This is a genomic window from uncultured Friedmanniella sp., assembly GCF_964244005.1.
GTDB lineage: Bacteria > Actinomycetota > Actinomycetes > Propionibacteriales > Propionibacteriaceae > Microlunatus.
This window is the reverse complement of record NZ_CAXTHG010000042.1, coordinates 1-13,877: the sequence shown is the minus strand read 5'-3', so window position 1 is coordinate 13,877 and position 13,877 is coordinate 1. Positions and strand designations below refer to the sequence as shown.

Annotated in this window: 13 protein-coding genes; 7 read left to right on the top strand and 6 right to left on the bottom strand. The window is 69.4% G+C overall.

Annotated elements, in window-relative coordinates; translation table 11 throughout:
• Window positions 1–205 precede the first annotated feature (205 nt).
• Both ACFE76_RS19130 and ACFE76_RS19125 read left to right on the top strand, forming a co-directional pair.
• Complete coding sequence (locus tag ACFE76_RS19130; RefSeq protein WP_375433375.1) at window positions 206–1,918, top strand: hypothetical protein; 1,713 nt, start codon at window positions 206–208, stop codon at window positions 1,916–1,918.
• Between the two features lie 14 nt (window positions 1,919–1,932).
• Window positions 1,933–2,961, top strand: coding sequence for a glutathione S-transferase family protein (locus ACFE76_RS19125; protein ID WP_375433374.1), 1,029 nt, complete (start codon window positions 1,933–1,935; stop codon window positions 2,959–2,961).
• Window positions 2,962–3,292: 331 nt separating this feature from the next.
• Here the strand turns inward: ACFE76_RS19125 and ACFE76_RS19120 are convergent, their stop codons facing one another.
• The 3 genes from ACFE76_RS19120 to ACFE76_RS19110 all read right to left on the bottom strand — a co-directional run bounded on the left by ACFE76_RS19120 (window position 3,293) and on the right by ACFE76_RS19110 (window position 6,670).
• Window positions 3,293–3,937 carry a hypothetical protein gene (locus tag ACFE76_RS19120; protein ID WP_375433373.1) on the bottom strand — a complete coding sequence of 215 codons (645 nt, stop codon included), beginning with the start codon at window positions 3,935–3,937 and terminating at the stop codon, window positions 3,293–3,295.
• 457 nt (window positions 3,938–4,394) lie between these two features.
• Window positions 4,395–5,663 (bottom strand): hypothetical protein, encoded by a 1,269-nt coding sequence (locus tag ACFE76_RS19115; RefSeq protein ID WP_375433372.1) that lies wholly within the window; start codon window positions 5,661–5,663, stop codon window positions 4,395–4,397.
• A 326-nt stretch (window positions 5,664–5,989) separates the two neighbouring features.
• Complete coding sequence (locus tag ACFE76_RS19110) at window positions 5,990–6,670, bottom strand: DUF3800 domain-containing protein (protein WP_375433371.1); 681 nt, start codon at window positions 6,668–6,670, stop codon at window positions 5,990–5,992.
• 233 nt (window positions 6,671–6,903) lie between these two features.
• Between ACFE76_RS19110 and ACFE76_RS19105 the strand changes: the two genes are divergently transcribed.
• Together ACFE76_RS19105 and ACFE76_RS19100 are read left to right on the top strand one after the other, a co-directional pair.
• Entirely contained in the window at window positions 6,904–7,323 is a 420-nt protein-coding gene (locus ACFE76_RS19105; RefSeq protein WP_375433370.1) for a hypothetical protein, read from the top strand.
• 633 nt (window positions 7,324–7,956) lie between these two features.
• Entirely contained in the window at window positions 7,957–8,193 is a 237-nt protein-coding gene (locus ACFE76_RS19100) for a hypothetical protein (protein ID WP_375433369.1), read from the top strand.
• Window positions 8,194–8,612: 419 nt separating this feature from the next.
• On the opposite strand, the gene ACFE76_RS19095 is transcribed toward ACFE76_RS19100, so the two are convergent.
• The 3 genes from ACFE76_RS19095 to ACFE76_RS19085 form a co-directional block, all read right to left on the bottom strand.
• A complete protein-coding gene (locus ACFE76_RS19095) occupies window positions 8,613–8,837 on the bottom strand; it encodes a hypothetical protein (RefSeq protein WP_375433368.1) in 225 nt (74 codons plus the stop codon).
• Between the two features lie 92 nt (window positions 8,838–8,929).
• A complete protein-coding gene (locus ACFE76_RS19090) occupies window positions 8,930–9,223 on the bottom strand; it encodes a DUF4913 domain-containing protein (protein ID WP_375433367.1) in 294 nt (97 codons plus the stop codon).
• A 160-nt stretch (window positions 9,224–9,383) separates the two neighbouring features.
• Entirely contained in the window at window positions 9,384–11,096 is a 1,713-nt protein-coding gene (locus ACFE76_RS19085; protein ID WP_375433366.1) for a type IV secretory system conjugative DNA transfer family protein, read from the bottom strand.
• A 632-nt stretch (window positions 11,097–11,728) separates the two neighbouring features.
• Between ACFE76_RS19085 and ACFE76_RS19080 the strand changes: the two genes are divergently transcribed.
• The 3 genes from ACFE76_RS19080 to ureC all read left to right on the top strand — a co-directional run.
• Window positions 11,729–12,031, top strand: coding sequence for an urease subunit gamma (locus tag ACFE76_RS19080; protein WP_375433365.1), 303 nt, complete (start codon window positions 11,729–11,731; stop codon window positions 12,029–12,031).
• A gap of 81 nt (window positions 12,032–12,112) precedes the next feature.
• Window positions 12,113–12,439 (top strand): urease subunit beta, encoded by a 327-nt coding sequence (ureB, locus tag ACFE76_RS19075; protein ID WP_375433391.1) that lies wholly within the window; start codon window positions 12,113–12,115, stop codon window positions 12,437–12,439.
• Window positions 12,436–13,877: urease subunit alpha (ureC, locus tag ACFE76_RS19070; RefSeq protein ID WP_375433364.1), on the top strand; the 1,442-nt coding region annotated here is incomplete at its 3' end. The genes ureB and ureC, both read left to right, overlap by 4 nt.

The following is a 13,877-nucleotide window of genomic DNA, read 5'->3' as shown; positions in this document are numbered from 1 at the left end:
GCGTAGCCAAACGTCGTATCACGACGTCGGTCGTCGATGGCCCGTAACATTGGCCCCCAGGGATCGCGCCGACCGGCGGCGCGGACGCCACCATCAGTCGACGGAACGCCACCGTAACGGGGGACACGTGACGAAGGACCAACGGGCTCGAGGCCGCCGTCTCGTCGCGACCACCGTCGTCGGTGCTGCGCTCATGATGTCTCAGATGATGGTCCCCGGGACCGCGCAGGCGCTGCCCACCACGGTGCCCTCCGTCCGTCAGCCGTCCGCCAAGGTCGTGACCGCGGACGCGCTGCCTACCGTCCAGATCAACGGCGTCGTCTGGGCCCAGGTGATGATCGGCAACACCGTCTACGCCGCCGGCGACTTCACCCAGGCCCGCCCGGCCGGAGCCGAGCCGGGCGAGTCGACCACGAGCCGGACGAACCTGCTGGCGTACGCCATCACCACCGGCAGACTGAACACCACGTTCAAGCCGGCCAAGCTGAACGGCCAGATCAAGGCCATCACCGTCTCGACCGACCACAAGACCGTCTACGTCGGCGGCGACTTCACCAAGGTCGGTTCGGTCACCCGTAACCGCTTTGCCGCTTTCGACGCCAGGACGGGCAAGCTGCAGAAGCCCAACCCATCCTTCAACTCCCGGGTCAACGCGCTGACGGTGGTGGGTAAGAACGTCTACGTCGGCGGCTGGTTCACCCGCGTCGGGACCAAGCTCCGCAGCCGGCTCGCGGCGGTCAACGGCGGTACCGGCAAGCTCACCAGCTGGGCGCCCAAGGCGTCCGAGGGAGTCAACGCACTGGTCGCCACGCCCGACAAGACCAAGATCATCGCCGGCGGCATCTTCACCACGATCAACGGCAAGGCAGCCTTCGGCATGGGCGCCATCGGCGTCAAGACGGCCCAGACCAAGACCTGGAAGGTCAACAGCGTGGTCCGCGACGCCGGCCAGGACGCCGCGATCCTCAGCCTCGCGGTCGACGGCGACACCGTCTACGGCACGGGCTACGCCTACGGCGGCGGCAACTTCGAGGGCACCTTTGCTGCCGACCCGAAGGACGGCGCGATCCGCTGGCTGCAGGACTGCCACGGCGACACCTATGGCGTCGCACCCGTCGGCAACACCATCTACGTCGTCGGTCACGCGCACTACTGCGCCAACATCGGCGGCTTCCCCGACACGTCGCCCCGGGTGCGTTGGCAGCGCGCTCTCGCGCTGACCAAGAGTGCCCAGGGCACGGTCGCCCCGAACGGGCAGACCAGCGAGAAGTGGCACTACGGCAACTTCGCCGGCCAGCCGGCACCCGCCCTCTACAACTGGTTCCCCGACCTGACCATCGGCAGCTACACCAAGCAGTACCAGGCCGCCTGGACCGTCGTCGGCAACGCCACCTACATCTCTGCCGGTGGAGAGTTCACCGCCGTCAACGGCGTTGCGCAGCAGGGTCTGGTCCGCTTCGCAGTGCCGACGAAGGCCCCGCTGGAGCAGGGGCCGCAGCTCGAGGACTCCAGCACGGCGCCGCAGGCCACCGCGGACGCAGGTGCTGGCGTGGCGGTGAGCTGGCTGACCAACAGCGACCGCGACGACCAGACCCTGAGGTATCAGGTGGTGCGCGACGGCGTCATCCTGCCGACCGTGATGAAGGCCTCCGCCACCTTCTGGAACCGCCAGACCATGACCTGGACCGACACGAGCGCGATCGCCGGTCTGACCTACCGCTACGCGATCCGTGCCACCGATCCCGACGGCAACACCGTCACCTCGCCGCAGACGTCAGTCACGGTGCCCGCCGGGTCGCCCGGCCAAGGATCCGGCACCGACCCCCAGCCGGCCCCGAGCCTCGGCGCCGACAGCCCGATGCCCACCCCGACCTCGACCCCGACCCCGACGACCGTGGAGCCCCCCGCCGGAGGCTGACGTAGGTTGGGCAGATGAGCGAGGACCACCCCACGACCGGCGCGTACGTCAAGCCGGGCAGCGAGTTCACCCGGGACACCAACTACATCGCCACCCGGATCACCCGGGACGGTCACGACGGTTACCCGGTCGAGGCCGGCCGCTACCGGCTCGTGGTCGCTCGCGCGTGCCCGTGGGCGAACCGGGCGATCATCGTCCGCCGACTGCTCGGGCTCGAGGACGCCATCTCGATGGGGCTCTGCGGGCCGACGCACGACCAGCGCAGCTGGACGTTCGACCTCGACCCCGGCGGCCGTGACCCGGTGCTCGGCTACGAGCGGCTGCAGGAGGCCTACTTCGCGCGGTTCCCGGAGTACGAGCGCGGCATCACCGTGCCGGCGATCGTCGACGTCCCGACCGGGGCCGTGGTCACCAACAACTACCCGCAGATCACCCTGGATCTCTCGACCGAGTGGACCGAGTTCCACCGGGACGGCGCCCCAGAGCTCTATCCGGAGCCGCTCCGTGACGAGATCGACGAAGTCAGCCACCGCATCTTCACCGAGGTCAACAACGGCGTCTACCGCTGCGGCTTCGCCGGCTCGCAGGAGGCCTACGACAAGGCGTACGACCGGCTGTTCACCGCGCTGGACTGGCTCGGCGAGCGGCTGGCCGACCAGCGGTTCCTGGTCGGGGACACCATCACCGAGGCCGACGTCCGACTGTTCACGACGCTGGCGCGCTTCGACCCCGTCTATCACGGCCACTTCAAGTGCAACCGGCAGAAGCTCAGCGAGATGGACGTGCTCTGGGCGTACGCCCGCGACCTGTTCCAGACCCCCGGCTTCGGCGACACCACCGACTTCGTCCAGATCAAGCGGCACTACTACGTCGTGCACACCGACATCAACCCGACGACGATCGTCCCGAAGGGACCTGACCTGACCGGCTGGCTGACCGCCCACCACCGCGACCAGCTCGGCGGCCGGCCGTTCGGTGACGGCACGCCGCCGCCCCCGCCCCGGCCCGCCGAGGTCGTGCCGGCGGGCCACGGCGCCGAGTAGACCAGGAGCTTCTGTAACGGGGGTCGATCAGGCCGGACATCATCGGGCCGAGCTTGAGTGTGACAGTTTCAGGTGTTGGGGCCGACGGAACCTGCGGACTTCCGGAGCGCCGCAGCGCTGGCCGCTGCCGGGCTTGCGGGTAGATCACAGTAACGTCCAACTGCCTCGGCGTGACGCTTCAACCTCAACGAGGCAAGATAATGTCCTTTATCTCTCCCTCCCGAAGGCTCGCCAGGGACAGCCAGCACCTGACTGGGCTCGCTACACCCCCAGCCGCCCCCGATAGTTGCAATCCCGTGGAAGTGGCCGGTGGGTCCGAGGTTGGGCGCAGCTATTTTGAGGAGGTGAAACCCTGACCAACCTGAACGACAGCGGCGGCCGAAGCGAGCACGACGAGTACCGTGCCAGCCGTGGCCCACACTCGTCGGTCCCTGAAGAAGGAGACAGACACCTCGCTACTTGAACCCTCGACGCCGAGGTCACCCTGGTTGATCTCAGTCCAGGATCCGCAGAGCACGCGCAGTTGAACTCGTGCAAAGTCGTCACGTATGCGCTCGAGGCCGCCAGGCCCGGGTGTCATCGCAAGCATGACGTAGGACTTCAACCGTCGTGCCGCTGCTCGGGCCTCCCGTTTCCACTGAGGCCGGTACATGTAGGGCGCCCGCCAAGATGGTCCGCCTAGCGTTGGTCTGACTGTGTACGTCACCAGGACGGTCTTCGCCGCCGCTGAGATGTCCGACGCAAGGATGTGACGAAGAGGGAGATCGTGGGGCTTGGCGAGGGCCAGTTCAACCTGCTCGTTGACCCTGCACAGTGACTTGGCCAGGCCGAGGACGTTTGTCTTCGATCTTGGGATCCGGCTGTCCAGAAATGCGTAGATGCCAAAGTGAGCGAACTCATACGCCAGCGCTGCGGCTAGGACCACCTGGTTGTGAGCTATGAGCGCAACGGTGAACAGGATGGTCTCTACGATCAAGAAGGTCAGGATCGCGGAGGTGGTCAGTACGATGCGCCGCCGAGCCCAGTAGAGCGGTCGGGCAACCCGCCTGTTTCGTCGCCAGTAAGCAGCATCATCACAAGCCACCCGGCGTAGCGTCCCGTCGGCGGCCGGTGTCGGCCGCAGCAGAACTCGATACCCACGTGACCACGTTCGCCCGACTGGTGTGGTCATCACGAACACGGTCCAGCGGCGCCGATACCAACGGCGCCAAGACTGCCGCCACCGCCTCGGGAGGCTCATCTTGTGCTCTCGCTACCAACCACCGTCTCGGAACCCCCTGTCACCGGCAAGACACGCTCTGCCGCCAGTCTCCCGTGACAGCGGGTCAAGCCGGAAGCTGCGCAGGTGCAGAGTCTCCCTCATTGTTGATTGTCCGCTGCGATCTTCCCGGGCTCCCGGCAACATGTCGCCGAATTGGTTCGGTGCGATCCCTTTACGCGGCGACGGCGGGGAGCACGAGGATTGACCCGTCCTCGTATCGGGCGATCTCGATGACGACGTCGCTCGCCCTCTCTATCTGCCCGACGTCCTCGGCCAGCTCGCGCAGCCGGTAGGACGCGCTCATGAGCTCGTCGACATCCCCGCGGGGCATCAGGGTTTGACGGAGACGGGCCGGCGCCCGGAGGTGCATCGTCGACAGTCGCATCAAGACCGTGGCGATGCCGGCCTCCAGCTCGTCCACGCGGTGGTGGTCGCCCTTGAGGCTCCTGATGAAGTGCTCGAAGGGGTTGGTGTCGTCGCCCTGGCTGTGGTCGACCGCCTGTAGGACGATCACCCTCCGTTTGAGCGCGATGGCTAGGGACGCGAGCTCGAGATGGGCACGAAACTCGCCGCCGTCCCCCTCGAGTCCGGGGAACGCGCGCGTCAGGTTGTCCAAGGGGACGGCGCCGTCGGGCAGATGGTCGAGGGCTTCGCGCCACAGGGTAAGGCGGTCCCGTGCACGAGCAGTCGCTGTGTCGATTGCGTGGACCGCGGAGTCGAGGCCGAGGGAGGCGCCGATCCGGCCGTGGTCCAGGAGGATCGAGGTTGCCTTGTCGATCGCGTCCTGGCAGCCGTTGAGCGCAGCGCGCTCGTCGTCGAGCTTGTCGGAGTGGAGCTTCTCCAACAGCTCGGTGACATGCTCGATCGCCTGTTGCCGCTGCTGGTCGGCGTAGGCGCTGACGCCGACCGCGACCGCCATGAGGACCAGCGGGGCAGCCACCGTCAACGCTCCGGCCCCCACAGCCGCTACCCCCGCTGTGCTAGCGGCGCCACCGACGGCGCCGACGGCGCCGGCTTGGGCGGCCACCGGCACGAAAGTGGCGTTTGCTGCGATGCCGCCTCGTGCGCCGAGGAGGCCACTGTGGATGCCGCCGCTGACTGCCTTGGAGGCCATCGGTCGCACGAGGCCCTTTCCGACCTGGGTGGCCAGCTTGGCCGGCACCACCATCCGATACAACGTCTCGCCCGTGGCCACGGCTGTGGTTGTGGTGGTGGCGTTTAAGGGCACCGTCTGCGTTGTGCGGGTGACGAGCTCGGCGAGGTGCTTGGCGAGCGGGCTCACCGCGTCGAGCGGGATCCCGGTGGACCGGTCGAACTGCTTCGGCATGGGGTGCGCCTCGAGCGTGACCAGCGGCGAGTCGGCGAACGCTGCCAGCGCCGACCGCAGCTCGCTCAGACGCTGCGGGGTCATCGTTTCGGCCCGGTCGAGGACAGCGGGCACGCGCGCGCTGCCCGTCGTGGTCAGTGTCCACCGGAACAGGTGCCTTGTCGCTCTCGCTCATCCGTCCATCCTCACGTCGGGCCACGACCTTATGCGCCTGGACTGACAGAATTCGCGCTGTAGTCCTCGACTACGTTGTCCGTCTCGACGTTCCAGGCGGCGCACCGTCAACCCCTGGCGCAGGATGCCGCCAAGTCCGCTTGATAAGTGACGCGATCGCGTCGATACTTAGAGGGCGGATCTGCCCGACGCACGTCGGTCACCGGGTCCAGCCTTTGTCCATGGGTCTCACCTCCGGGTGGGGCCCTTGGTTTTTTCTGGGTTCGTCACAGAGCCTGAGGGCCGCCCTCGGGATCGGTCGTGGCCAGGTGGTCGGCGTACCAGTCCCAGGCGAACCGCTTCGCCGGGGCTCGCAGAAGGCTCTGGTAGGCGGTATAGGCCACCAGGTCGGCGATCTGGACCCACTGGTTGCGGTGGGAGTTCTGGAACAGTGGGTCCTCGATGATCGAGCGGGTGGCGAGCTTCAGCTCCCGGTGCGCGGTGACGTAGGACTCGTCGGTGCCGTCGCCGTCCATCACGATGATGCCGATGTCGCCGGCCGCGGTGAGCCGGTCGTCGAGGCGCCCGACCAGCCTGCGGTAGAGGTCGGCCTGCTCGCGCCGGTAGCTCTTGCGCCTCTCCTCGGTGTGACGATGCACCGCCCCGACGGACAGACACGGCGTGGCAGCCACCACGTCGAGAGCATCAGCGACCACTGCCCAGCGGTTCTCGTAGGTGGTGTTCCACTCGGGATCGCGTGAGGGGCGCTCGGAGGTGCCGAGGAACCTGGTCATGTGGAGCTCGTAGGTCACCGGGATCCGGCTGGCCTCGTCGAGCCGGCGACGGAAGTCCAACCAGGGCCGCAGCCCGTCGCGCCACTCGGTCACGTCGACCTCGACCCAGGCGTAGACGGCCCAGCCCGTGTCGTGGTGACCGGAGTCGTCCATGTAGAAGAGTCGGGTGGCCACGGCCAAGACCCTAAGGGCAGCGCGGCGCTGGAGCGTTCCCGCGGCGCCTCACCGTGAACCAGGCGACGCCAGACCTCGAGCGTGCTGGCACCGCTCCCCGAACCTGACGAGTGTGCTTCGCGTGCGGCGACGCGCCTAGCTCGCTAGAGGGCCTCCAGTATATTGACTTTCACTTTGCCACACCCTCATACTAAAGAAGTCCAAGCGGCAAAGTCCAAGAAGAGAAGTGGAGCATGAAGAAGATCGAGATCGACGACGAGGTGTACGCGTGGCTCGGCGCCCGGGTACAAGGGTTCGAGACACCCAACGACGTCCTGAGGCGGGAAGTGCTCGGGGTTGCAAAGACCGGCGGGCTGGAGCAGACCGCGTCTTCCGGCGAGAAGGGTGCGCTCTGGCCGTACATCACGGGGGGACTCTTGAAGGGTGGCGACGAGCTCGTCCACGTCCAGAAGCGGAAGGGGCACACCTTCCAGGCGACCGTAGACGCAGACGGGTGGTTGGCCACCAACCTTGGCCGGTACAAGCAGCCGTCGCCGGCGCTGAAGGCGCAGATCGGGAGCGAGATAAACGGATGGGTGGCGTGGACGCACGTCAAGTCGGGCAGGACTCTCCACCAGCTGAAGACGGAGGCTGACGACATCCCGCCCGCCTGACGTTCCTCCTTTGAGGGTCTGGGGTGGGCACGCCCCGGCGGCATCGAGTGTTGAACAGTGCTGGCGGTCCCGGGTGTGGCGCTGCTCAGCGTCCGAAGTCCTGCTGCAGGTTGCGTGCAGGAGCCGAGCGTCGGTCCCTGCCTCTGAGAACCTCAGTCGGTCCTCCGGCCGCCCTGGTTGCCGAGGCCGGGAAGGAGACTGCCACCAGGGACGGGAGGCGGGGCGGCGAGGGTGAGGTGTGGTTGAACATCGCCGCCGCCGCTTCCCTGGCGGGCCGGTGAGCGCCGCAGCGGCGAACGGGGGGTCGGCGGGTTCAGGGCCTGAGGTGAGTCGCGCTGGTGGGTTTCGGTGGGTGTCGAGCCAGTGGCCGATGAGCCGGGACTGGTCGGACCCTGTCAGCTGGTCCCAGGGCCGGTCGGCTGTCGCGGAGGGGATGCCGGCGGCGTTCGCCCATGTCGTTCGGCGGCGGGTGGTGTCCTCGGCCGTCTCGTACCCGCCGGGTCGGGGGGCCCCGCTCCAGGACCTGACGACCTGCCGTCTCAGCACGGGGTTGGTGATCCGCAGCTCCGGCGGCGCCACGAGCTCGGCTTCTCCGGCGGCCAGGCGTCGGTCGACGTCGGTCATGGCTGTGCCGTGAGCGGTGACCAGCGGGACGCCGTCGGTCCCGATCAGCCGTCGGGCCTGGCCGTGCTCGACGCTGGCCGCGACCTCGCGGGCCTCGGCCGTGGTGACGGCCTGCAGCGGGGGCAGGACGCCGAGGTCGGCGTGGGCCGTGGCGAGGTAGCAGCGCTGGTACCAGTGCTCGAGGATCGCAGCCCTGGTCTCGTCGGCGACGATCTCGTGCGGCACGCGTTCCAGGGCGCGACGTGAGGCGACGCCGGCGAGACTGGCCGGCAGATCGGCCGCGGCCGCGGCTGCGTCGTCGACGGCCGTCTGGTGGACGGCGCCGGCCAGACGCAGCGGCAGGTCGGGGGCCGGGTCGGCTAGGGCCCGGCGCAGCACGGTCGCCGTGGCGTCGATCTCGGCCGCCGCCGGTACCTGGGTCCGTTCGCCTAGGCGGTTGCGCAGGGTTGCGGTAAACACCTCGGCGTACCAGTGCCGCAGGACCTGGCCGCCGCGGACGTTGACCACCGCCTGCGGACCCACCCGAGGCTCGAGTGGGAACATCTGCGCAGCTCTCCGGCGACCCTTCTCCGCAGTTTGCGTCCGAAGCCGGTCCAGGTCATGGCGGGCGCCGGTCTCGGCCGCCCGGCGGGTCGACGTCACCGCGGCCGTCGCCTGGTCGGGGGTCACGGCAGCGACCAGAAGCCGTCCAGGTCGATCCCTCGGCGCAGCTCGGCCATGTCGAGGCCGACGAGGTTGAGGATCTCCTGATCGCTGGCGACCTTGGCCAGCTCCTCGAGCGCGGCGTCGCGGTTCCTGCGGGTGGTCTTCGCGGTCCGTCGCAGGATCTCCGTGGGTGCCATGCCGGCGTCGACCTCGGCCAGCTCGCGCCGCCGGATCTCCTCATCCATTGCTCGTTCCTCTCATTGGGTGACACCTCGGACTTCCCTTGAGCATGAGCGCTTGTAGCACCCGGATCGGTGGCGTCACGTTCATCTGTGGATCACGCCTGGGAGGCAGGTGCGGCTGTGGACAACGGTGAGAAGAGGTAGGCGGGTGGCTGGCTGGTGGGCAGCGCCGGCTGGGGTTTGTGCCGGCTGGGGCCGCACTGGCTGAAGGTGCCGGTGCTGACGGTGAGTCGGTCCATGGTGTTGTCGGCGTCGCGGAGCCAGCCGAGGATTCCGTCGGGTTGGAGCCGGGCGGCTTGCCAGGACAGCCAGAGGGCGGTGAGTCGAACGACTGCTTCGGGGTGGGCCCACCAGTGGTCGCACCAGTGCAGCTCGCGGCCGGCGGCCACGTTCTAGCGTAAAGCGGGCCCAGGTAGTCGGCCACGAACGGCACCACGTCGGGGTAGATGTTCTCCGGCCCCGGCCCCGGCTCTGAATCGGCCTCGGGGTGGTCGCCGGCGAGGAGGTCGACTGCGGCGTCGAGCTGGTCGACGTGGCTGGTCGTGGCGGTCACGAGGCGGCTGCGGCGAGGGAGGCCCGGACGGCGGCGGCGTGTTCGCCGTCCCACCAGGGGACGGCGCGGACGAGGACGGGCGGCATCCCGGAGGGCAGGAGCAGCGCCCTTCCGGCGGGCAGGGCTCGTAGCTCGGCGGGGGTCAGGATCGGGACGTCGCGGACGCTGCGGGTGACGGTGCGCTTCCCGGAGCCGACGGAGGCGGACCGGGTGAGCTGCTCGGTGATGCCGACCGCGTTGGAGAGCCGTTGCAGGAACCGGTCGTCGTCGTTTCCGCCGCCGTACAGCTTGAGGTTCGCGGCCGACCACAGCGCCTCCATGCCGTGGTCACCCCAGGCGTTGCAGCCCTGCGCCCAGGACTGCAGGATCGTCAGCAGCACGATGCCGCGGGAGCCCATATGGGAGTAGAGGGCGGCGAGGTCGCGCAGCCGGGCGACGTTCGCGGCCTCGTCGAGCACCCCGACCGCCGGCACCGCCAGCCGGCCGCCGGCTGCGGTGGCCCGTTCCTCGAGCGCGACGAGGACGGCGAGGGTGAGGGCGCCGACCAGCGGCGCCACCGACGCGGTTCCTTCGCGGGACAGCAGGTAGAGGGTGTCGGTGCTGGCGGCGAAGTCCTCGGGGGAGAACGCGGGCCGGCCTGGGCTAGGGGTCACCCACGGGAGCACGGCACGGTTGCGGAGGAACCCGACGAGGCCGCGGGCGGTGCCGTAGATGCCCTGCTGCTGCTTGGTGGGCAGCCCGGCGAGCGCGGTCAGCGCCTGGTGCTGCAGCCCGAACCCGTGTGCGGCGAGGTGGTCGGTGGGGGTGAGGTCGGCGGGGTCGGTCAGCCAGCCGTAGACGGCGGTGACCTGTTCGCCGCCGACGGCGGCGGCGAGCAGCAGCAGCCCCAGCAGCGACTCGGCCTCGCCGTCGAAGTAGGCGTCGACCTTGGCGCCAAGCGGTCGGGCGGAGGTGGCGATCTGCGCGGCCAGCCGTTCCGCCTTGGTCTCGGACGCGTCCACCAGCCGGCCGTGTTCGTCGCGCGTGGTGATGAAGGACAGCGGGTCCCACGCCCACGACGCGGGTGCGTTGGCGACGCTCTCGGGGTCGAATGTCCACACACTGCCGAGGTTGGCGCGCACGGTCGCGGTCGCGTCGACCAGGTCCCGCTTGTTGGAGGTGGCGAAGCACGGGCCGGGGGCGGCGAGCACCGCCGGGATGGCGAATGAGCTGGTCTTGCTGGTGCGCGGCCCGGCGATCATCACGGCCACGTCCTCCCAGGACGCGAACAGTGGCCGACCGCCGGCCACCGCGACGCCGAGGGGTAGACCGGGGGCGGCGTGACCGAGCCGGCTGCCGACCCTGGATGACCCCTGCCGGCCGAGCCGGGCCACGACGGCACCCTTGCCCAGGTGCCGGGCGGCGCGGTCCGCCTCCACTTTCCGGCTCTTCGGCCACAGCAGGATTCCGGCGACGACTCCGACCAGGACCAGGACGGCCATGCCTGCGGCGGCCCAGGTGTCGGCGGCAGTCCAGTGCGCGTGGCCGCGGACCAGGTCCCAGAACAGCCGCAGCGGGTCACCGGGAGCCGGGCGCCGGCCCTGCGCCCACGCGGCCAGGTGCACCGACGTCCACGACCCGCCAACCGCCGCGACCGCCAGCGCCGCGGCGGCTCCGAGCAGGATCATGTCGTCGTTGCGGCCGGTGGCGTCGATCCGCTGCCGCCTCACACCGCACCGTCCTTCACGCGGGCCCGTCCTTCACGCCGCGCCGTCCCACCGGGAGTTGGTGTCGTGCAGCTCCAGCTCGGTCCGGGTGAGCCTGACCGGGGCGCTTGCTGCTGTGGACCGTCCGGGCCCGCCAGCCGGGCGGCGTCCACGAGATAGTTGCGATGCGCAAGTCAAGTAAGCGTCCGTGAGAGGGTCCGCTAACCTAGCCACCGCTCGCGGGTAATTGCCTTGCTGCAAGGGCCGTCGCAGCACGGCCGGCGGGTCCGTTGAGTCCGATCCTCCCTGGCTAGGACAGTGGTCACTACGCCGTTGTCGTCGACAGCCGTCTTTGAGGCGGCTGGCCAATTCGCCTCACCTCGGACCGAGCCGGCAAGTCCACGTAGTCGGATCGTGAGGCCGAGCGCTCGACTTGCCGCTCGGAGCAGGATGGGTTCAGGCTACGACCGGCTGCGTCTTGCGATCTCCACTGGGCCGACCGCCTACCGGCAATGGGGAACTCGACCGGAACTGTGTCCAAGCCGTCGCCAACGGCCCGCACCGGCACCCGCAACGCGGACGAAACACGGGCTCGCTACGGTGACGAGCAGTGAGTCCGGACCGCGGAGGAAACCTGTGATGAGGCGGGCGCTGCCATGAACCTGATGCCCTCGGAGACCGAGAAGCTGCTGCAGGCCGTGGCCGGGATGGTCGCCCGCGACCGGCTCGGCCGGGGCGTCAAGCTGAACTACCCCGAGTCGGTCGCGCTGCTGAGCACCTGGGTGATCGAGCGAGCCCGCGAAGGCGCCGGCGTGGAGGAGCTGATGTCGACCGGACGTGAGGTACTCACCCGGGCCGAGGTGATGGACGGCGTCGCCGAGATGATCTCCGACGTCCAGGTCGAGGCGACCTTCCCCGACGGGCGCAAGCTCGTCACCCTGCACCACCCCATCCAGTAAAGGGCCCATCCAGTAACAGGTCCATCCTGTAACAGGTCCATCCAGTAACAGCATCCAGCGAAGGAGCGACGCGTGGCCGGAGTGTCGAGCACGGGACCGGGAGCGGTCCGGGTAGCACCGGGAGAGCTGGAGCTGAACGCCGACCGGCGTCCGGACGAACGGGGCGAGCTGACGTTCACCAACACCGCCGACCGTCCGATCCAGATCGGTTCGCACATCCACCTGCCCGAGGTGAACGCCGGCCTCGACTTCGACCGGACGGCCGCCGAGGGCTTCCGGCTGGACATCGCCGCCGGTACCTCCGTCCGCTTCGAGCCGGGCGCCTCCCGCACCGTGGCGACCGTGGCCTTGCGTGGGCTCCGCTCGGTCCCCGGCATCTCGATCAAGCCCCGAGAGGAGCCCGTATGAGCCGGATCAGCCGCGAGGACTACGCCGCCATCTTCGGCCCTACGGCGGGCGACCAGATCCGGCTGGGCGACACGGATCTCTGGATCGAGATCGAGCAGGACCTCACCTTCGGTGGCGAGGAGTCGGTGTTCGGCGGCGGCAAGTCCATCCGCGAGTCGGGCAACCAGTCGCTGGTCACCTCCGCCGACGGCGCCCTCGACACCGTCATCACCAACGTCGTCGTCCTCGACCACTGGGGCATCGTCCGGGCCGACGTGGGCATCCGGGACGGGCGCATCGTCGGCCTCGGCCGCAGCGGCAACCCCGACATCGCCGACGGGGTCGACCCCGCCCTGGTCATCGGCCCCGGGACCGACGTGATCTCCGGTGAGGGCAAGATCCTGACCGCGGGCGGCTTCGACTCCCATGTGCACTTTCTCTCGCCGTCGCAGATCTCCGAAGCGCTGGCCGCGGGCCTGACCACCCTTGGTGGCGGCGGCACCGGCCCGTCCGAGGGGTCCAAGGCCACCACCGTCACCCCGGGCGCGTGGCACCTCAAGCAGACCCACCGCGCGCTCGATGAGTACCCGGTCAACCTGCTGCTGCTCGGCAAGGGCAACACGGTCTCGATGCCGGCCTTCGAGGAGCAGGCCCTCGCTGGCGCCGGCGGATACAAGGTGCACGAGGACTGGGGCTCCACCCCCGCCGCGATCGACGCGGCCCTGCACGGTGCGGAGGAGTGGGGGCTGCAGGTCGCGCTGCACGCCGACTCCCTCAACGAGGCCGGTTTCGTCGCCGAGACCGTCCGGGCGATCGGCGGCCGCAGCATCGCGGCGTTCCACGTCGAGGGTGCCGGCGGGGGGCACGCCCCGGACATCCTCACGATCGCCGGGCTGCCGCACGTGCTGCCCGGTTCCACCAACCCGACCCTGCCGCACACCGTCAACACCGTGGCCGAGCACCTCGACATGCTCATGGTCTGCCACCACCTCAACCCGCGGATCCCCGAGGACCTCGCGTTCGCGGAGTCACGGATCCGCGCCGGGACGATCGCGGCCGAGGACGTCCTGCACGACCTCGGCGCGATCTCCATGATCGGCTCCGACGCGCAGGCGATGGGCCGCGTGGGGGAGACGATCATCCGCACCTGGCAGACCGCGCACGCCATGAAGGTGCGCCGTGGGGCACTGCCGGGCGACGGGCGCGCCGACAACGCGCGCGCCAAGCGCTACGTCGCCAAGTACACGATCTGCCCGGCGGTGGCGCACGGGCTGCAGGACGAGATCGGCTCCGTCGAGGTGGGCAAGCTCGCCGACCTCGTGCTGTGGTCGCCGGCGTTCTTCGGGGTGCGACCGGACATGGTGCTCAAGGGCGGCGCGGCGGTCGTCGCGCCGATCGGGGACGCGAACGCCTCGATCCCGACACCGCAGCCGGTGTTCCAGCGGCCGATGTGGGGGGC

What these genes read in the sequence shown, in the direction of transcription:
- ACFE76_RS19080 (WP_375433365.1), top strand. Translation starts at nt 11,729, where the DNA reads ATGAACCTGATGCCCTCGGAGACCGAGAAGCTGCTGCAGGCCGTGGCC.
- ACFE76_RS19125 (WP_375433374.1), top strand. Translation starts at nt 1,933, where the DNA reads ATGAGCGAGGACCACCCCACGACCGGCGCGTACGTCAAGCCGGGCAGC.
- ACFE76_RS19105 (WP_375433370.1), top strand. Translation starts at nt 6,904, where the DNA reads ATGAAGAAGATCGAGATCGACGACGAGGTGTACGCGTGGCTCGGCGCC.
- ACFE76_RS19095 (WP_375433368.1), bottom strand. Translation starts at nt 8,837, where the DNA reads ATGGATGAGGAGATCCGGCGGCGCGAGCTGGCCGAGGTCGACGCCGGC.
- ACFE76_RS19130 (WP_375433375.1), top strand. Translation starts at nt 206, where the DNA reads ATGATGGTCCCCGGGACCGCGCAGGCGCTGCCCACCACGGTGCCCTCC.